This window comes from Burkholderia sp. BDU5 (assembly GCF_001522845.1).
Classification (GTDB): domain Bacteria; phylum Pseudomonadota; class Gammaproteobacteria; order Burkholderiales; family Burkholderiaceae; genus Burkholderia; species Burkholderia mayonis.
The window spans coordinates 95,153-115,413 of record NZ_LOWC01000026.1 but is presented as its reverse complement, the minus strand read 5'-3'; the positions used below and the strand labels follow the sequence as shown (position 1 = coordinate 115,413).

Genomic DNA, 20,261 nt, shown 5'->3' with positions numbered 1-20,261 from the left:
AATATCCGCCATTTACGAAACCGTCACAATCAATCGACAAAAAACTGAACAATAAGGATTGAGATTTTTTAAATCATAAAGTCATCCAACATACTTATTAATTCCAAGGATCGATAAATTAATATCATTGGAACTCCGCAATTCCAAATCATAACCTTCGTTGTGCGCCGCAATACGGGTCAAAATACCCATCACTTTCGCAGCACACCAACACCAAAGCGGCAACCATGAATGAATTTATTTCCAATCCAGCATCGCGTTAATCAACGACATATTACGGAGCACACTGGCGCCGACAGTTTCGAAAGCCCGGCAATGTAGCACCGAGCATCAGCAGCACCTCAATCCAATGCATCAATACATTCCTCAAGGGAAAAGCCATGAGAAAAATCGTGACCGCTCTTTTTTCAGCGATGATGTTTGCGTCCTCTTATGCATCCGCAGATGTACTTTGCAAATCAGGACCGATCAGCAAAATCGAAACCGATACGAACGGCAACCTTCTAGCAACCATCGCCGACACCACTTATTCATTTAGCGAAAAAGAGACCTTTTCACTCATATACTCGGCCTTTTCCACGAACAGGATTTTCTACATCTACGCCAATGTATGCGCGAATGGAACGGCAGCGAGCCGATTCGCCATTCGATAACCAGGCGGTCAATCGATCCGCGAAATCCATTGCACTGGATTCTTTTACTTGATTTTCGGCCGACCGGCGATTGCCGATCGGCCGCCTCTTGTTCTCTTACGGTGTCGCGCCGCCGTAGCATGCAAATCCCGCCCTCCGCGCAGCGCGCTTTTCAACCTATTCCGGCAAGATGAAAAGCACGAGGCACTGGCATCGGCTCGCCGTGCACCACTCGCTTTCATTGAGGATCGGGATGCAGGAAATCCCGAACGGATTGGCGTCCGTTCAAATGACGATGCCGACAATCTCGATGTCGCCGGCGTTCGTCATAACTGGCATCGAGTAGACCGGCGGACACCGCAGCAAGACGGCCGGAGCATCGCCGCCGCCATATCGCCGGCCATGCGTCGCGTTTTGGCTCAGCCGCCGACGGCGACATCCGGCTTTAAATGCTCGGCGCAGTTGACGTCCACGAGATCGCTGCATGCGCGCAGCGTATCCGGTCCGTGATCGATCGATGCGGGTCCGCGCACCGCGGGCACGAATCCGGTCACGCGCATGCGTCATCGAAGCGGCCTGGTGTGAGGGCGTCGCGCGTGTCCTCGTCACGCGAGAGCGCTTCCACCCACCTTGCGTTTCCCGGATATTCGACGTGCAGATCCGATACGGAGAACACACGCACGTGACGGCCGGCCGCCTATCGCGCGCGGCGCCCGACGGCGCAGCCGAATGCGTTCATGCCGCCGTTTCGCGGAACTTGCCGTAGTGCAGGAGCCGCTCGTGACGGCGGGCGAGAAGCTGCTTCGCATCGAGCGACTCGACGTTTCGCAGGCTTTCCTGCAAGACGCGCCTGAGCATCAGCGCCATTTGTTGCGGATCGCGATGCGCGCCGCCCACCGGCTCGTTCGCGATCTTGTCGATCAAGCCCAGCGCCTTGAGCCGGTGCGCGGTCAGGCCCAGCGCGTTTGCCGCCTGCTCCGCGTAGTTCGGATTCTTCCAGAGAATGGACGAGCAGCTTTCGGGCGAAATAACGGAATAAGTCGCGAACTGGAGCATGATCGACACGTCGCAGACGCCGATTGCGAGCGCGCCACCCGAGCCGCCCTCGCCGATCACCGTCGTGATGATCGGCGTCTGGAGGCTCGCCATTTCCATCAGATTGCGACCGATTGCCTCGGACTGGTTGTGCTCCTCCGCATCGATCCCGGGCCAGGCGCCCGGCGTGTCGATGAACGTGAAGATCGGCAGCTTGAATTTCTCGGCGAGCTTGAAGAGCCGCAGCGCCTTTCTATATCCCTCGGGCCGCGGATAGCCGAAATTGCGCATCGCGCGCTCTTTCGTGTTGCGCCCCTTCTGGTGGCCGGCCACGACGCACGGCCGGTCGTTGAAGCGCGCGAGCCCGCCGACGATCGACTGGTCGTCCGCATAGCAGCGATCGCCGTGCAGCTCGTGGAAATCCGTGAACAGATAATTGACGTAATCGAGCGTGTACGGCCGCGCGGGATGTCGCGCCACCTGGACGATTTGCCACGGCGTCAGCCGCTCGTACAGTTCCTTCGTCAGCTTTTCGCTGCGCGCCGACAACCGGTTGATCTCCTCGGAGAGATCGATCGCCGATTCGTCCTCGGAACAACGCAGCGCGTCGATCTTCGCGTCCAGCTCGCCGATCGCCTTTTCGAAGTCAAGATACGTTACGTTCGTCATGTCGTGTTTCTCCGGCTGCAAATGCAGACGCTCAGGTATTCGACGTGAATTATCGCCGGACTGCCCACGCTTTTCGGCCGTTTTCGATATTCATTCGAAATGCGCGCATTCACCGTGGCGGAGAAATGAATAATCGAATGCCGCGAATGCGCCGCCATGCACGGCCGCGATACTATCACACCGCCCCTGGATCATCGCGCGGCGCACGTCCGTTATCGCATCGTCGGCGTTGCCCGGACGCCGCGCGTCCGCCGCGACGCACGCGCGACACAAGCGCGAACAGGCGCGAGACCGGCCGCCGGCCCCGGGGACGCGCGGCGCGAAGATAGCGCAGGCGCAGGAAAACGGCGCGCGGCGTCTCAGGTGATTTTGTCGAAATCGGCTACGCCGCCGAGGACGTTGATGCCCATCACCTTGCACGTCGCGCGTTGCGCCGCGATCAGCTTGGCATCGAAGGCCGGACCTTCGAGCGCGAGAAATTCCTCGCAAAACGGCAGCAATATCCCGATTTTTCGATGAAATTCATTTTCCAATCATGACGTGCCATGCAATAAAAATCGATTGGAAAGGAATGGTCGTCGCACCAGAATTGCGCCGAAAGGCTGAAAACGGTTTTCGAAAAATTCCGGTTCCAGAATGAAGCAGACGACATGGCTCCTTCGAGCACGGAGAAGTCACAGGCGTCTGCGCCATGCCGTCGCGTCGGGATTGCAGCATCGGCAATCGCGCAACGCGCGCCCCGATTCGATCCTTCGCGCATGCCTGGAAAAGCATCGCCATGGCGATGCGCGTGATCGCCGAACGAATGATTACCTGCCTCGTTCATAAGGCATCACGCATCCGACATCTCGCCTCCGACCGGCGAATCGAATCGATGCAATTGGCGCACGAGGCCGTCAGCGTGGCAATCCGCTGCATACGGGGGCGATTCAAGCCTCGAATCGGTTGCGCCATACATTGCGTGCGCCATGCCGACAGGTCGGGCGCTCCATCTTCCGCACCAATCAGGCGGACAAATTCATCGGCGTTCGTCGTCAACTCCACGACGCCGCCGTTAAAGCCGTCTCGTCGATGCAATGTGCGCGCTCGAGGAATTCGTCCGTTGACGTCGATGGTGAAATCGCGAATCTGCGCAGCCCGTTGCCGGGCGCGTCGCGCCACATCGCATCCGATTCGGTTAGCGATCCGAATGCACTTGTCGTCGCCGGTCGCGTCCTTTCGGATGGTCGAGCGACCGCATCGTCTCAGGCGACGCCGCGGGCGCTCGATCTCGCCTCGAAAGCGCAAGCCATGCGCGATCCGATCGCCACGCACTCGACGAACGCGTCGACGACGATCCGTGGACAGGCTGCCGCCCACGCGCGCCCGGCGCGACGCCGGTCACCGATCCAGCGAAGCGTCACGCACATCTGCGATTCGCCTTCGATCACGCGCATCGAGGCCCGACATTCGGCCCGATCACGGAGACGACGAAGACCCCGAACGCCACCGCCGATCCGACGCCTTCCCGCGTCGACCGTTTCCAGCGCAGAGATCTTTCCAGCGAAGAGATCGTGCGACGCCGCGCGCGGCGGCGAAAAAGAGAAAGAGGAAGCGCGCGCTTGTCGGTCGCGACCGATGACCAAGCAAACGGTGCGACCGCCGCGCTCGCCCCTTTTGCACGACGCCGCCGACGAACGTCCTTCGACGCCGTTCGAATTCGGCTCACTCCGGATACGAGTCGTCGACCTTGAGTTTGGCGAGCTTGAAGATCGTGCGGAGCGTCCGGGGATGAATATCGCGCCGCGCGGCGAGCGACGACAAGATGAAATCGAGCACCTTCGCGTACTTGAGCAGCACGAGGCAGCTTTCGAGATCCGAGGTATGGGCGTGCATGCGCTCCGCGATCTGCAGCATCTCGTTGGACAGCGCACGCGCCATGTCGAGTTCGATCTGCTGCTTCTCGCCCCACGCGGGCTGCGGTTGCTCGAGCAGCTTGGCCAGGAAGGCTCGGAATTGCGTGTCGGACTGATTCGGGAGCGCGTCCATGTTTTGCTCCGTCCTATGTTTGGGCGAGCGGATCAGGTCGATACGCCCGTCGGCTAGCACGTGTTTGCGCCGATCGGCCGGCGCAAACACGTGCGCGATGCGCCGCAGAATCCGTGCCAGCGTCGAGAATATGGGTCGCGAGAAAGCCGGCAGCAGCTCGGCGATGGCCGTTCAGCCCCGTAACCAGGCGGCCCGAACACAGCAGGATCAACGACGCCCGCCTTCGCAGCGCATCCTGTCTCGGCCATTCTGACGCGAGGCCATCATCAAAATGATTCACAGATGTTACGTAACACGTATCGCTGCAATCGAGACGCGACTGTGCGTCTCGAACATGAAACGCCGCGCCGCGTCAGCCCCCACCACGCTCGCGTCAGGTTGGCAGACATCGAGCGATGGGCATGCAGTCCGCGTTCGCGCCCGCATCGAGCATACCGGCGGCGACACGCTACGCGTCCGATCCATCACACCTCGATCGCTGCGAGTTTCATACCAGGAATCCGCGCTCGAAGCGCGGCGACGATCGAAGATCGAGGGCGAGCGCAATCCCGTCCGCAATCGCATCGTCCCCGGACAATCGGCGGCCACGCCCGCGCCCCGCCACCCTCGGCGGCTATGTACGACGAATGTCATGCGAGCCGAATTCGGCGCATACATAACATCCGCCTTTTGGGGTCCTAGTGAAATCACCTTTTACACACTTTTACAGTAGCGCACCGGCGATTTCACTAGCCTGAATTCAATCGCAGCGCCTTGGCCGCATGGGTCTTCACGGGCCGCTCGATTCTTCATTGCAAGTTCAAGACCGCGTGCGCATGCGTTGCGCGGTTACGGGGCTGATCTTGGGCCGGTACAGCCGGCCTTTTCATACGGTGCGTCGATCCGACGGATGCTCGGACGCGGCGCTCTGCAGGCAACCAACTAGACCGAAAAGCCGGCATCGGCGCGCTCACGCTCATGCGCGACGGAACCGGCTCGATTCGACAGCAGCGCACAGGGCCGACGAACGGCGCTGGGCGTGCGAGATCCTTTGTCTCTTTGTTCGCATTTTTGCCATGCAGGAGAGCAACATGCCCGACCAGCAACTCGAGAACCGCCCGGCCGATACCCGCTCTGCACTGCTCGCGACGCGCGACGAATCGGTGACGCGCGGCCGCCGCGTACGGCGCCCGCTCTGGCATCTCGTCCCGCGCACCGCCAGTTACGGCTTGGTGCTCTTCGTCATCTGGATGGTGCTGACCATGATGTTCCCCAACATCTTCACGCGCTCGTCCGAACGCGCGGTGGTCGACAGCCAGGTGACGCTCGTCACGTCGCCGGTCGAAGGCGTCGTGACCGAGCAGCACGTCGCGATCGGCAAGTCGTTCGAAGCCAATCAGCCGCTGATGACGGTGCAGAATCCCAACATCGATCGTGCGCTGCTGATCGACCTGACCGGCAAGGCGCTCGACAATCAGCAGCACCACGACGCGGCGCGCGCCGAGCTCGCGGGCGACGAGAGCCAGCTTGCCGCGACTCAGCGTGATCTGCAGCGCTATCAGGCTGCGTCGCAAAAGGAACATGCGGCCGACATCCACGCGCTGCAGGCGCGACTGGCGGCTGCGAAAGCGCAAGTCGACCAGCAGGAAGACGTGGTCAACCGCAACCAGGCGATGCAGTGGGCGGGCGCCGTGAGCGAGGCGTACACGAATGCCTCGCGCTACCAGTTGTCGATCCTGTCCAACGCCAAGGCCGCCGCGGCCGCCGAGCTCGAACACGCGATCGCCAACGGCGACGCGTCGCGGAGCAAGGTCTACGCTTCCGCTACCGACGGCCCGGTCGCGTCGCTCGCGCAGCGCAGCCGGCTGCTCAGCGCAGACATCGTGCAGCGCAAGGCCGAGATGACGCAGTTCGACGCCTACGGCCAATCGGTGGACAAACTGATCGACGCCGAGAAGGAGCGGCTCGAGCGCCTGACCAACCTCGAGATCCGATCGAGCGAGCCGGGCGTGGTGGAGGACGTGCTCGCGCCGCCCGGCACCCGCGTGGCCGCCGGCGCGACCTTGATCCGCGTGAGCAATTGCGCGCAATCGCGCGTGGTGGCGGTGTTCCCGCGCAGCCTGAGCGACGACCTGCTGCCCGGCACGCATCTGAACGTGCGCATGGACGGCGTGCCGTTCCTGCTGCCCGCTTCGGTGTCCGAGGTGCTGCCGCGCGCGTCCGAAGGCGAGCAGGCGCGCTATTTCGTGCCCTTCCCGCCCATCGAGAAGAACGAGATCTACGTGATCGCCAAGCTGAACCGGCCGCTCGCGTCGCTGCCTCACGGCGCGAGCGGCGATCCGACGGAGCGCTGCGCAATGGGCCACTGGGCCAAAGTGAGCCTCGACCAGAGCTGGCTCGTCAGCAACGTCTCCGATCTGGGCCACCTCGACCCGAACTGGCTGGACGGCTTCAAGTCGACCGTCGACCGCGGCCGGCGCTGGCTCGACGAGTTCAAGCCGACCGGCCGGCGCTGGCTGAACGACTTGAAGGCGACCGTCGATCGCGGCCGCCACTGGCCGGAAAACATCAAGTCGCTCGCCTGAGCGCGTGCGGACAAGTGCCGATGAAACTTCACATCATGCACTGCTTGCGCAAAGTGGCATGGCTGGCGATGTTGCCGATGGCGCCCGTCATGCTCGCCCCCTGCCACGCCCACGGCGCGGAGCGCCCGCCGCAGCGCGCCGAACTGCTGGCCGCCGGATGCAAGACGCTGACCGAGCGCGTCGCGGCCGTGCCCGGCTCGGGACCCGTCTTTCTCGGCAGCTACGAGCCAGCGCCCGGCGGCGCGGCGCTGGCGCCGGCACTGACGCAGGCGGCGTTCGTCTACGACAACGCACTCGCCAGCGTCGCGCTGGTGGCCTGTGGCCGCCCCGACGAGGCGCGCCGCATTGCCGACGCGATACTGCAAGCCAGCAGGCAGGATCGCCATTACCACGACACGCGCGTGCGCAACGCTTACCGGGCCGGCGCGCTGCCGACCGGCGCGGCGCCGCTGCCCGGCTGGTGGGACGCACCGAGCAAACGGTGGTTCGAGGATGCGTATCAGGCCGGCACCGCCACCGGCAACGTCGCCTGGGCCGCGTTGTCGCTGCTCGCCGTGCACGAAGCGACGCACGACGAGCGCTATCTCGACGGCGCCGCCGCGCTGATGAGCTGGGTCGATCCGGGCCGGCTCGATGCCACCGCGCCGGCCGGCTATGTCGGCGGCGAGTTCGGGCACGAACCTCGCCCGATCCGCCAGGGGTGGAAATCCACCGAGCACAACGTCGATGCGTACGCAGTCTTTCATTGGCTCGCGGAGCGCACGGGCGAAGCCCGCTGGCGCGCCGCCGCGGAGCGTTCGCGGGGCTTCGTCGCGGCCATGTGGGATGCGCGCGAAGGCCGCTTCCTGATCGGCACGCGCGACGACGGCCACAGCCCCAACATCGGTCCGTCGGCGCTCGACGCGTCGCTATGGCCGCTGCTCGCGATACCGGACGCGCCGGCCGACTGGCGCCGCAGCCTCGCCTGGGTCGAGCGAGCGCACCGCATCGACGGCGGCTACGGCTTCAACGCCCATCCGGACGGCCTATGGACGGAAGGCACCGGCCAGGCGGCGCTCACGCTGCAAGCGGTCGGCGACGACGACAAGGCGCGGCCGCTGTGGGCGCTGCTGCTCGCGCAGCGCGCGCCTTCCGGCCTGCTCTATGCGACGCCCGAGCCACGCATCCGCACCGGCCTGTCGATCGGCCCGACGTCGACCACCGAGGACTTCTATTACTTCCATCTCCCGCACCTGGGCGCCACCGCGTGGGCCGTGCTCGCAGCGGCGGGCTGGAACCCGTTTCGCCCCGGCGGCTGCCTGCCCGCCGGCTGCCCAGGCCCACGCACCGCCGCCCCCAATGCCCGGAATACTCAGGAGTGACGATGTTCGATCTCTTTCTCGAAAACCAGTCATTGCTCGACATCAACGGCGGCGTGCTGCTGGTCGTGCTGCTGCTGACGCTGCTCGGCAAGCGTGAGCGCGCCGTCGATCGCATCCTGTTCGGCGGCATCACCGTCGTGCTGCTGATCGTCTATCTGATCTGGCGCGCGACCCAGACGCTGCCCGAGCCTCGCATGGACTTCCCGAGCGTGTGGTCGCACGTCTTCTTCGGCTTCGAGTGCACGGCGCTCGCCTACACGCTCATCTCCGTCGTCGTGCTCTCCCGCGCCACCAACCACACGCCCGACGCCGATGCCGGCGAAGCCGCGCTGCGGCGCGCCGCGAAGGTGCCGCGCGTCGACATCTTCATCGCCACGTACAACGAAGGGCTGGACATCCTGGAGAAGACCATCGTCGCGGCGTTCGCGATCGACTATCCGGACTTCCGCGTCTGGGTGCTGGACGACACGCGCCGCGACTGGCTCAAGGCATTCTGCGAGCAGGTGGGCGCGCATTACGTCACGCGCGCGGACAACACGCACGCGAAGGCCGGCAATCTCAACAACGGGCTGCGCCGGAGCGCGCAGAGCGAAGACGGCGGCGCACCCTACATCATGGTGCTCGACGCCGATTTCGCGCCTCACCGGAAGATCCTGCTGCGCACGATCGGCCTCTTCTCCAATCCGACAGTCGGCGTCGTGCAAACGCCGCAGTTCTACTACAACGCCGATCCCGTGCAGTACAACCTGCGCTCGACCGAATGCTGGGTCGACGAGCAGCGCGCGTTCTTCGACGTCATGCAGCCCGCCAAGGATGCGTGGGGCACGGCATTCTGCATCGGCACCTCGTTCGTCGTGCGGCGCGATCTGGTCGAGCTGATCGGCGGCTTCCCCACCGGCACGGTCACCGAAGACATCCACCTGACCTATCGGCTGATGCCGCACGGCTATGTGACGCGCTGGCTCAACGAGCGGCTTTCGGTCGGGCTATCTGCCGAAGGGCTGCCGGAGTACATCAGCCAGCGCAGCCGCTGGGGACTCGGCACGATCCAGGTCGCCCTCACGCGGGACGGCCCGTTGCTCGGTCGCGGCTACACGTTCACCGAGCGGCTGCACTACGTGCACGGGATGCTGCACTGGCTGAGCCGCCCCTTCACGCTGATGCTGCTCATCGGGCCGCCGCTGTACTGGTACTTCGACGTCCCCACGCTGTACGGCGAGCCGATGCAGTTCCTCGCCTACGGCCTGCCCGCGCTGATCGGCTACTGGGGCTACAGCATGTGGATCACCGGACGGCGCGCGCTGCCGATCTTCACCGAGGTCACGCAGATCGTCTGTGCGCTGGCGGTCAGCGCGTCGCTCGCAAGCGCGATCGTCCGGCCGTTCGGGCGGCCCTTCAAGGTGACGAACAAAGGACTGGACCGCTCGAAGCTCATCATCCACGGCAAGTTCGTAGCGCTCTATGCGAGCCTGATCGGGCTGTCGGCGCTCGGGCTGGGGCGCGCGTTGCTGGTCGATCCGGCGTCGCCGGGACTGGTGTTCAACTCGGTGTGGACCAGCATTGCGCTCGCGCTCTACCTCACGTCGCTGCTGGTGTGCGTGGAATTGCCGCGACCGCGCAAGGAGGAGCGCTTCCCGTATCGCGTGCGCGCGCTGCTGCGCTTGGGCGAACGGGAATATTCCGTCACCACGCGCGATCTGTCGTGCAACGGCGCGGCCGTGACGACCCCGCTCGCGTCGTCCTTGCCCGTAGGCAGCGAAGGCGCGCTGTGGCTCGAGCAGACCGGCTGGGTACCGTGCCGCATCGCGCGCCGCCAGGGCTCGCTCGTCGGCGTCGCGCTCCATGCGGACATCGCGGCGCGGCACAGCCTGATCCGCATGCTGTTCGGCGATCCGCCGCACAACGTTGCCGCGCAGGGCCAGCCCCGGCTCGCCCTCTCGCGCCTGATGCAGCGCGCGCTGTCGGGCTGAGCCCGGCCGTCGCCGTCCCGCCCAACCGTCTTCTCGTCCTGGAACCGCCGACCATGCGAAGCCCTCCGTTTCCCTCGCCTCCGTTGCGCGTGCTGCCCATCGTGCTCGCGCTCGGAATAGCCGCCTGCTCGATGGAGCCCACCTACAGGCGGCCCGATGCGCCCATCCCGTCCGCGTATCCGAGCGGCCCGGCCTATTCCGCACCGGGCGGCCCGGCGGCGACTCAGAGCGGCCCGGCGGCGCCCGATCTCGGCTGGCGGAATTTCTTCGTCGACGCCCAATTGCAGCAGTTGATCGCGCAGGCGCTCGCCCATAACCGCGACCTGCGCATCGCGACGCTCAACATCGACGAAGCGCGCGCGCTGTATCGGATCCAGCGCGCCGCCCAGTTTCCCGCGATCGACGCCAACGTCGGGCTCACCAGTCAGCGCCTGAGCCCCGCGTTGCGCGCGCCGGGGCAGTCCACGCTGATCAACACGTATGCCGCGAGCGTCGGCCTCACCAGTTTCGAGATCGACGTATTCGGCCGCGTGCGCAGCCTGAGCCATGCCGCGCAGGAGCAATACCTGGCGACGGAGGAGGCGCGGCGAAGCGTCCACATCAGTCTGGTGGCCGAAGTGGCGAACACCTATCTGACCTTGCTGGCCGACCGCGCGCTGCTCAAGCTCGCGCAGGACACGCTCAAGAGCCAGCAGGATGCGGCCGAGATGATCCATCGCGGCAAGCAGGCGGGCGCGATGGCGCAGCTCGACGAACACCGCGCCGATACCCAGGTGCAAACGGCGCAGGTCGCCGTCGAGCAATTCACGCGGCAGCTCGCGCAGGACGAGAACGCGCTGACCCTGCTGACCGGCGGACCGTTGCCGAGCGGGGTGTCGAGTGCGGCGCCGCTCGACAACCAGACGCTGCTGGCGGAGTTTCCGGCCGGCCTGCCGTCGACGCTGCTCGAGCGCCGCCCCGACGTCATGGCCGCCGAGCACCAGCTCATCGCCGCGAATGCGAACATCGGCGCGGCGCGCGCGGCGTTCTTCCCGAGAATCTCGCTCACGGGCGCGCTGGGCGTCGCAAGCGCGAGCCTGGCCGGGCTGTTCTCCGGCGGCGTGGCCTGGCTGTTCGCCCCGCAACTGACCCTGCCGATCTTCAACGCGGGCAGCAACCGGGCGAACCTCGATCTGGCGACGGTGCGCCGCGACATCAACGTCGCCAATTACGAGCGCACGATCCAGAGCGCGTTCCGCGAAGTCTCCGACAGCATGACCGCGCGCGGCACCTACGAGCGGGAAGCGAAAGCGCAGGAGACGATGATCCGCGATTTGAGCGAGACCAAGCGCCTCGCCGAAATGCGGTTCCGCAACGGCATCGACGATTACTTCGGCGTGTTCGATGCGCAGCGCCAGCTCTTTGGCGCGCAGCAGTCGCTCGTGACCTACAAGCTCGCGGGCCTGACGAGCCGCGTGACGCTATACAAGGCGCTGGGCGGGGGCTGGATCGAATCGACCGGCGCGGTGGCGGCGCAGTCGCAGTCGCAGTCGCAAACGCAGTCGCAGATGCGGCCACAGCAGCAGATGCAGTCGCGACCACAACCGCAATCACAGCCGCAATCACAACCGCAACCGCAACCGCAGATGCAACCGTAGCCGCAGATGCAACCGTAGCCGCAGACGGCGGGCGACGTGACAGTGCGGCGAGATTCGGTGGTATCGCGTACCGTACGCGGCGTGCGAGCGGCGAGTCGCGATGCTGTTGCCCGCGGCCGATGCGGGCGGCGAACTTCGCGCGCGCTTCAGGCGCCGACGCCGGCTTCGCGCGAAATCGGCCGTTCGCTGCCGCGAGCGGCGCGGCATCCGTTGCCAAACCGCATTTCGGGCCGGCGAAGCAAAGAAAGCCCTCGCCGTTCGAAAAACCGTTGCCGAGCCAGGCGACCATCCGGAAGTCGGCGGCGCCATAAAGACAAGACGAACGACGCTCGATCGCCGACACACGATTCCGGCCCGCGTCAAGTCTCCCGGACCGGATATCGCCGGAAGCCGTTGCGCCATCATCCGCGAACAATCACGAACAACCGCAAACAACCGCGAACGTCCGATTCGATCTCGAGCTCGACGCCGGCGCGCATCCAATCCGGCCAAACGACAAGAACCGCCGCCGACGCAGACTTGCGCGGCGGAAACGCGCCCCCCGCCGGGCACGCGACGAATGCGCGCCGAAGCGGCCGGACCGCACGCAGCGCGCCTGTCTCACCCTCGTCAGCCCCGCCCCCCTTACAAAATCCTAAAGAATCTCCTCCGCCTGCCGACAACCACGCCATCAGAGAGCGGTGACGCGTGCGTTCCGCCAACGCCCCAGTTCACGCACTCCGGAGTCATCATGAACGTGCCCTTCTTCCGGCGCGCGAGCGTCGGCGCACGCCTCGCGGCGCTGTCCAGCGCACTCTTCGCCCTCCTCTTCGCCGCGTTCGTCTGGGCGCTGACCCACGCCGCCGGCGGCCAGGTCGCCGACCAGGTTCACGCGCGAATCGACGAAAAAGACCGCTCGATCGCCGCGATGATCGCGCTCTTCGACGAGGCGCTGACCGCCGAGGCGAGCCGCGCGATGACGCTCTTCGCCAGCTTCCTGCCGGCGAGCTACGCGCTCGATCCCGCACGGACGATCGACATCGCGGGCGTCGCGACGCCCGCGCTCACCGCCGGCGGCCAGACGCTGAACCTCGATTTCTCGATCCCCGACCAGTTCCTGCAGAAGAGCGGCGCGATCGCGACGATCTTCGCGCGCACCGGCGACGATTTCGTCCGCGTGACGACGTCGCTGAAAAAGCAGGACGGCAGCCGCGCGATCGGCACGCTGCTAGACCGCAAGGGCCCCGCGTACGCGCCGCTGATGGCTGGCCGGACTTACACCGGTCTCGCGACGCTGTTCGGCAAACGTTACATCACCCAATACAAGCCAGTCGCGGACGCGAGCGGCGCGATCGTCGGCGCGCTCTTCGTCGGGATCGACGTCGGCGCGGAGATGCGGCTCGTCGAGAACGGCATCCGCCAGCTGAAGATCGGCGAGCACGGCTATTACTTCGTGCTCGACGCGTCGAGCGGCCCGACCCGCGGCAATCTGATCGTCCATCCGGAACGCGCCGGCCAGCGCGCCGACGACGCGGCCGCGCCGTACGCACAGATGCTCGCCGCGAAGGAAGGCCGACTGTCGTTCACGTCGGCCGACAGCGCCGCAGGCGACGATGCGCCGCGCGCGAAGTTCGTGTCGTTCGTCACGATCCCGCAGTGGCAATGGCTCGTCGGCGGCATCGCGATCGACGACGAAGTGATGGCCGACATGCGCGCGACCCGCAACCGCTTCGCCGCGATCGGCTGCGTGTTCGTGCTCGCGTTCGCGGCCCTCTTCGTCGCGGTCGTCAAGCGCGTCGTCAGCAAGCCGCTCGATGCGGCCGCGCATGCGTCCGAGCGCTTCGCGGCGGGCGACCTGAGCGCGCGGATCGCCGCGCACGGCGCGCACGACGGCGCAGACGCGCCGCATGCAAACGGCCGCGGCGACGAGATCGGCCGGCTCGTGCGCGCGGTCGACGGCATCGGCGACGGCCTCGCGCGGATCGTCGCGCAGGTGCGGCGCGGCGCGGCCGACATCGCGCACGGCACCGTGACGATCGCGGCCGGCAGCAGCGACATGGCCGCGCGGATCGCGACGCAGGCGAGCAGCGTCGAGCAGACCGCCGCGAGCATGGAGCAGATCACGGCGGCCGTTCAGCAGAACGCCGACCACGCGGCGCAGGCGAACGCGCTCGCGACGGGCGCGTCGTCCGCCGCGACGACAGGCGGCGCGGCCGTGCAGCGCGTCGTCGCGACGATGGGCGACATCCAGGGCGTCGCGCGCAAGATCGCGGAAATCACCGGCGTGATCGAAGGCATCGCGTTCCAGACCAACATCCTCGCGCTGAACGCGGCCGTCGAGGCGGCGCGCGCGGGCGAGCACGGCAAGGGCTTCGCGGTCGTCGCGTCCGAGGTGCGCGCACTCGCGCAGCGCAGCGCGTCGGCGGCGAAGGAGATCGACGCGCTCGTCGGCGAATCGGCGTCGACGGTCGAGCACGGCTTCCGGATCGCCGAGGACGCGCGCGCGGCGATGCAGGACATCGTCGCGCGCGTCGATCAGGTGCGCGCGATCATCGCCGAAATCAGCGCGGCATCGCGCGAGCAGTCGAGCGGGATCGAGCAGGTGAATCTCGCGGTTACGCAGATCGGCGCGGCGACGCAGCAGAACGCGACGCTGATCGCGGACGCCGAGCGCGCAGCCGCCGCGCTGCGCGACGAGGCCGCGCAGCTCGCGCACGCGGTCAGCGTGTTCAGGCTCGCGACGGATGAAGGCGCGCAGCAGACGCACGAAGCGCGCGCGTACGCCGGCGCGCACTAGCGCGTACGCCTTCGTGAGCTTTCGGACGCATCGTCAGGCATCCGAAAGCTTACGCTTCCGCCTCATGGATAACGCCGACTGACAAACGGCGCGCGGCTCCCTTACCTTGTGCTCGCGGCATGAATGCAGGCCCGCCGCGCTCGCTCCGGAGGGAATCGATGACCGCGCTCGACAAGATGTGGCAGTTCCTGTTCGGCAAGCCGCTCGATCCGCTCGATCCGCGCACCCGGCATGCGATCGCGGTGACGCCGATCCTCGCGTGGGTCGGGCTCGGCGCCGACGGGCTGTCGTCGTCGTGCTACGGTCCGGAGGAAGCGTTCCTCGCGCTCGGCCAGCACACGCCGCTCGCCCTCTTCCTCGCGCTCGCGACCGCCGCGACCGTGTTCATCATCGCGCTCGGCTACAACCAGGTCATCGAGCTGTTCCCGACGGGCGGCGGCGGCTACCGCGTCGCGACCGCGCTGCTCGGTCCGACGCCCGGGCTCGTATCGGGCGCGGCGCTCCTCGTCGACTATGTGCTGACCGTCGCGACGTCGCTCGCGAGCGGCGTCGATGCGTTCTTCAGCCTGCTGCCCGTCGGCGCGCAAGCGTTCAAGCTCACGACCGAGCTCACGCTGATCGTGCTGATGACGGGCCTCAACTTCCGCGGGATGAAGGAATCGATCATGGTACTGCTGCCGATCTTCGTCGGCTTCGTCGTGCTGCACTTCGGCCTCATCGTCTACGGCGTCGCGGTGCACGGCGGCCACCTCGCCGCCGTCGTGCCCGACGCGCTGGGCGAAGCGCACGGGATGTCGCACACGCTCGGCCCGATCGTGATGATCGCGCTGCTGATGCGCGCGTTCTCGCTCGGCGGCGGCACTTACACGGGCCTCGAAGCAGTGTCGAACAACGTCAACATGCTCGCCGAGCCGCGCGTGCCGAGCGGCAAGGTGACGATGTTCTACATGGCGACGTCGCTCGCGTTCACTGCGGGCGGCATCATCCTGCTCTACATGCTGTGGCATGCGAAGCCCGTCGAAGGGCAGACGCTCAACGCTGTCGTGTTCGGCAACGTGATCGACCATCTCGGGCTCGGCTCGTCGTTCACGCGGCATGCGCTCCTCGCGGCCGTGCTCGCGTTCGAGGCGGGGCTCCTGCTCGTCGGCGCGCAGACCGGTTTTCTCGACGGCCCGGCCGTGCTGTCGAACATGGCGTCCGATTCGTGGGTGCCGCGCCACTTTCGCGATCTGTCGACGCGGCTCGTCCGCCAGAACGGAATCGTCGTGATGGGCGTCGCGAGCCTGCTGATCCTCTGGTGGACGCACGGCAACGTCGACGTCCTCGTCGTGCTGTACAGCATCAACGTGTTCCTGACGTTCAGCATGTCGCTGCTCGGCCTCTGCACGTACTGGTGGCGACGCCGCCGCGGCGACGCCGGCTGGCTCAAGCATTTCGCGCTGTCGGCGCTCGGGCTGTCGGTGACGAGCGTCGTGCTCGTGATCACGCTCGTCGAGAAATTCACGGCGGGCGGCTGGCTGACGGTGCTCGTGACGAGCGCGGTGATCGCCGCGTGCCTGCTGATCAAGCGACACTATTCGGATACGCGCGCGCAACTCGCGAAGGAAGATGCGCTGTTCGGCGGCGCGCCGCCCGCCGTCGACGACGCCACGGCGCCCGGCAAACCCGATCCGGCGCAGCCGACCGCGGTGCTGCTCGTCGGCAAGCATCGCGGCGCGAGCATGCATGCGCTCTTGTGGGTGAACCGGCTGTTCCCCGGGCACTTCCGCAACGTGATTTTTCTCGCGGTCGGCGAAGTCGACGCGAAGAGCTACGACGGCGAAGAGCATCTCGAGCGGCTGCGGCGCACGATCACGTCGTCGCTCGACTACTACGTCGCGCACTGCCGCCGCCACGGCATCGCGGCCGACTACCGGATCGCGTTCGGCACGCATCCGATCGTGGAATTCATGCGGCTCGCCGAGGAAACGATGGACGCGTTTCCGAACAGCGTCTGCTTCGCGAGCAAGCTGATCTTCAGGCGCGTGAATTTCCTGACCGCGTGGCTGCACAACCAGACGCCCGTCGAACTGCAGGCGCGGCTGCATCAGCAAGGGCGGCAGATGGTGTTGTTGCCGATGAACGTCGGGTAGCGCGAGGGCGTCGGGCAACGGCCCGCGACGATCGATCGGCAGCGACGACGACGGGGGAATCACTGAACGACTGACCGAGGATCGGTCGAGGCAGCCCGCGCACAGCGCGCGCGACGGAACCGCCGGCACCCAGCGCCGCCGCGCCGACCCGGCGCCCGACGAGACCGTCAGGTCCGCCAGCGCGCCACGTCCGTCGAACTCGCGTGTCCGACGACGATCCGCCCGCGTGGCGAACGCGAACGCCGCCACACGCCACGCGCCACACACCACGCTGCCGGGTTGCGGAACGCCGAACGATCGATACTGTCCGGCCGCCCCCGCGCCGCTCAGCCCTTTTTCCCCGCCTCTCCCGCCAGATCGATCGCGGAACTCGACCCGACCTGCGCGCGCAACTGGAATTTCTGGATCTTCCCGGTCGACGTCTTCGGCAGTTCGCCGAACCGCACCATCTTCGGAATCTTGTACGCGGCGAGCAGCAGCCGGCAGTGCGCGATGATTTCCTCCTCGGTCGCCGTCATGCCGTCGCGTAGCTCGACGAACGCGCACGGCACCTCGCCCCACTTCGGATCCGGCAGCGCGACGACCGCCGCGACCGCGACGGCCGGATGCCGGTACAGCGCATCCTCGACCTCGATGCTCGAGATGTTCTCGCCGCCCGAGATGATGATGTCTTTGCGGCGATCCTTGATACGAATGTAGCCGTCGGGCGTCAGCACGCCCAGATCGCCCGTGTGAAACCAGCCACCCGCGAACGCCTCGTCGGTCGCATGCGGGTTCTTCAGGTACCCCTTCATGCAGATGTTGCCGCGGAACATGATCTCGCCGATCGTCTCGCCGTCTGCGGGCACCGGCATCATCGTGTCGGGATCGAGCACCGTCGCGCCCGCCTGCAGATGGTAGCGCACGCCCTGCCGCGCGTTGAGCTGCGCGATTTCGTCGTCGGGCAGCGCATCCCAGTGCGACTGCTTCGCGCAGACGGTCGCGGGTCCGTACACTTCGGTGAGCCCGTAGACGTGCGTGAGGTCGAAGCCGATCTCCTTCATTTTCGCGATCACCGCGGGCGCGGGCGCCGCGCCCGCGACGAACGCATGCACCTCGTGCGCGATCCCCGCGCGCCATTCGGCCGGCGCGTTCGCGATCGCGCTCTGCACGATCGGCGCGCCGCTGTAGTGCGTGACGCGCTCGCGGCGGATCAGGTCGAGCACGCGCTTCGCGTCGAACTTGCGCAGGCACACGTTCACGCCCGCGCGCGCCGCGACCGCCCACGGAAAGCACCAGCCGTTGCAGTGGAACATCGGCAGCGTCCACAGGTAGACCGCGTGCTTCGGCATGTCCCATTCGAGGATGTTGCTGATCGCGGCCAGATACGCGCCGCGATGGTGGTAGACGACGCCCTTCGGATCGCCCGTCGTCCCCGACGTGTAGTTCAGCGCGATCGCATCCCATTCGTCGGACGGCAGCGCCCATGCGTATCCCGGATCGCCGCCGGCGAGAAACGCTTCGTAATCGGTCGCGCCGTGAAAGCGCGCCGGGTCGGCGGGCATCGCGTCGGCGACACTGACGATCGTGAGCCCCGGCACCTCGAGCGCCGCGCGATGCGCAAACTCCGCGAATTCGGTGTCGACGATCAGCGCCTTCGCCTCGCCGTGACGCAGCATGAACAGCATCGACGGGATGTCGAGCCGCGTGTTCAGCGCGTTGAGGACAGCGCCCGCCATCGGCACGCCGAAGTGCGCCTCGATCATCTGCGGGATGTTCGGCAGCAGCGCGGCCACCGTGTCGCCGCGCCCGACGCCCGCGCGCTCGAGCGCGCTCGCGAGCCGCCGCGCGCGCGCATAGGTCTCACTCCACGTGCGGCGCACGTCGCCGTGCACGACGGCGAGGCGGTCACCATACACCTCGGCCGCGCGCGCGATGAAATCGATCGGCGTGAGCGGCACGTAATTGGCGTCGCGCCTGCCGAGTCCCTCCTCGAACCTCTGCGTCATGATGTCGTCTCCTGCAAGGCTCGCGCCTCGATATCGTTGGTGTGTGGTTCAATTGCACAAGCCTACTCGCGGCCATTGTGAGCCGTCTGTCACCCAAGCGACAGACGCGCCCGCGACGATCCCGCGTATTCCCTATCCTCGCAAACCCTGTGTGATGCAAGACGACGTTCAAGCGATTCGCCGCGCGCCGCCGCTCGACGCGCCGCGGGCCGATACGGCCGGCGCGACCGGCCCCGGCGATCTCCGCGCGCTCTTCTCCCGCTGCGGCTGGTTCAACGCGCTCGCGCCCGAGCATCAGGCGCTCGTCGTCGCGCAGTCGCACGCCGAGCATCGCGACGCGGGCGACTGGGTCGCGCGCCGGCAGGCGCCGTCCGAATACTGGATCGGTGTGCATCGCGGGCTCGTGAAGCTCGCGATCTACAACGCATCCGGGCGCGGCTGCACATTTTCCGGCGTGCCGTCGGGCGGCTGGTTCGGCGAAGGCAGCGTGATCAAGCGCGAGCTGCGCAAGTACGACGTGATCGCAATCCAGCGCTCGCTCGTGCTGTTCGTGCCTGCTACGACGTTCCACGCGCTCCTCGACAGCAGCCTGCCGTTCACGGGCTTCGTGATCCGCCAGTTGAACAACCGGATGGGCGAGTTCATCGCGTCGATCCAGAACAGCCGTCTGCTCGACGTGAACGCGCGCGTCGCGCAGTCGCTCACGCAGCTCTTCAATCCGGATCTGTATCCGGACACCGGCGCGACGCTCGCGATCTCGCAGGAGGAGCTCGGCATGCTGGTCGGCGTGTCGCGGCAGCGGATCAATCAGGCGCTCCAGCATCTCGAACGGCTCGGCGCGCTGCGTATCGCGTACAACCAGATCGACGTGCTCGATCTGCCGAGGCTCGCGGCGTTCGGGACGGAGCAGATCTGACGAAGGGCCGCCGCGACGCTCGGGGCGGCCGGTGGGCGGCCTGAGGGCGGCCGAGCCGTGCATCGACGGGCGTCATACGCACGCGCTGTCGCTCGACGACATCTGCGGCGGCCGGGTTGTCGCCGTCGTATCTGGTCCGCGCGTTCGACGCGCATTACGGGATGACACCGCATGCGTATCTCGTGAACCGGCGCATTCGATACGGCAGCGCGCGCTTGAAGCTCGGCAGGCCGATCGCCGACGTCGCGCTCGACGCCGGCTTCGCCGATCAGGCGCATTTTCAGCGGGCGTTTTGGAAAGTGATGGCGGCGACGCCGGGGCAGTATCGGGGGGGTGGTGCGAGGTATCCGGCAGTCTGCGGACAGGAACCGTTTCTATTTCGCATTCGATTTTCGATTCGCCGATTCAATGCGTCGTCGCCCGGATTTCCGGGATTTTGGGCGCTGCGATTGAGTTGTTATTGCGTCGTGCAGCGGAGAGTGATTGGGCGGGTGTTGCGAGCGGTCAGATGCGGCCGTTCGCCTAAACTTCCACTGGAACATTCAAACGGCTG

13 protein-coding genes and 1 pseudogene are annotated in these 20,261 nt (G+C 66.3%); 9 read left to right on the top strand and 5 right to left on the bottom strand.

The window, feature by feature from the left end:
- Positions 1–380 precede the first annotated feature (380 nt).
- Positions 381–653: a hypothetical protein gene (locus WS69_RS30125; RefSeq protein WP_082715947.1), complete on the top strand. Its 273-nt coding sequence runs from the start codon at positions 381–383 to the stop codon at positions 651–653.
- A gap of 714 nt (positions 654–1,367) precedes the next feature.
- On the opposite strand, the gene WS69_RS04895 is transcribed toward WS69_RS30125, so the two are convergent.
- The 4 genes from WS69_RS04895 to WS69_RS04880 all read right to left on the bottom strand — a co-directional run bounded on the left by WS69_RS04895 (position 1,368) and on the right by WS69_RS04880 (position 4,364).
- Complete coding sequence (locus tag WS69_RS04895) at positions 1,368–2,336, bottom strand: acetyl-CoA carboxylase carboxyltransferase subunit alpha (protein WP_059469721.1); 969 nt, start codon at positions 2,334–2,336, stop codon at positions 1,368–1,370.
- 359 nt (positions 2,337–2,695) lie between these two features.
- On the bottom strand, positions 2,696–2,869 hold the full coding sequence (locus WS69_RS32940) for a hypothetical protein (RefSeq protein WP_156437938.1): 174 nt from the start codon (positions 2,867–2,869) through the stop codon (positions 2,696–2,698).
- 711 nt (positions 2,870–3,580) lie between these two features.
- On the bottom strand, positions 3,581–3,772 hold the full coding sequence (locus WS69_RS04885) for a hypothetical protein (protein WP_059469674.1): 192 nt from the start codon (positions 3,770–3,772) through the stop codon (positions 3,581–3,583).
- Between the two features lie 268 nt (positions 3,773–4,040).
- On the bottom strand, positions 4,041–4,364 hold the full coding sequence (locus WS69_RS04880; protein ID WP_059469673.1) for a hypothetical protein: 324 nt from the start codon (positions 4,362–4,364) through the stop codon (positions 4,041–4,043).
- Positions 4,365–5,419: 1,055 nt separating this feature from the next.
- Between WS69_RS04880 and WS69_RS04875 the strand changes: the two genes are divergently transcribed.
- From WS69_RS04875 to WS69_RS04845, 6 genes are all read left to right on the top strand, one after another.
- Positions 5,420–6,928, top strand: a complete 1,509-nt coding sequence (locus tag WS69_RS04875; RefSeq protein ID WP_059469672.1) for an HlyD family secretion protein — start codon at positions 5,420–5,422, stop codon at positions 6,926–6,928.
- Between the two features lie 35 nt (positions 6,929–6,963).
- Positions 6,964–8,289, top strand: a complete 1,326-nt coding sequence (locus WS69_RS04870) for a hypothetical protein (protein ID WP_418230172.1) — start codon at positions 6,964–6,966, stop codon at positions 8,287–8,289.
- A 2-nt stretch (positions 8,290–8,291) separates the two neighbouring features.
- Positions 8,292–10,259 (top strand): glycosyltransferase, encoded by a 1,968-nt coding sequence (locus WS69_RS04865; protein ID WP_059469670.1) that lies wholly within the window; start codon positions 8,292–8,294, stop codon positions 10,257–10,259.
- Positions 10,260–10,312: 53 nt separating this feature from the next.
- Entirely contained in the window at positions 10,313–11,896 is a 1,584-nt protein-coding gene (locus tag WS69_RS04860) for an efflux transporter outer membrane subunit (protein WP_082715946.1), read from the top strand.
- 730 nt (positions 11,897–12,626) lie between these two features.
- On the top strand, positions 12,627–14,672 hold the full coding sequence (locus WS69_RS04850; protein ID WP_059469667.1) for a methyl-accepting chemotaxis protein: 2,046 nt from the start codon (positions 12,627–12,629) through the stop codon (positions 14,670–14,672).
- 158 nt (positions 14,673–14,830) lie between these two features.
- Complete coding sequence (locus WS69_RS04845; protein WP_059469666.1) at positions 14,831–16,804, top strand: APC family permease; 1,974 nt, start codon at positions 14,831–14,833, stop codon at positions 16,802–16,804.
- Positions 16,805–17,130: 326 nt separating this feature from the next.
- On the opposite strand, the gene WS69_RS04840 is transcribed toward WS69_RS04845, so the two are convergent.
- Positions 17,131–18,792, bottom strand: a complete 1,662-nt coding sequence (locus WS69_RS04840; protein ID WP_059469665.1) for an acyl-CoA synthetase — start codon at positions 18,790–18,792, stop codon at positions 17,131–17,133.
- A gap of 154 nt (positions 18,793–18,946) precedes the next feature.
- On the opposite strand from WS69_RS04840, the gene WS69_RS04835 reads away from it, so the two are divergent.
- A complete protein-coding gene (locus tag WS69_RS04835; protein WP_226382942.1) occupies positions 18,947–19,708 on the top strand; it encodes a Crp/Fnr family transcriptional regulator in 762 nt (253 codons plus the stop codon).
- Between the two features lie 82 nt (positions 19,709–19,790).
- Positions 19,791–20,040: pseudogene (locus tag WS69_RS34510) on the top strand (helix-turn-helix transcriptional regulator); the annotation flags it as partial.
- Positions 20,041–20,261: the final 221 nt, after the last annotated feature.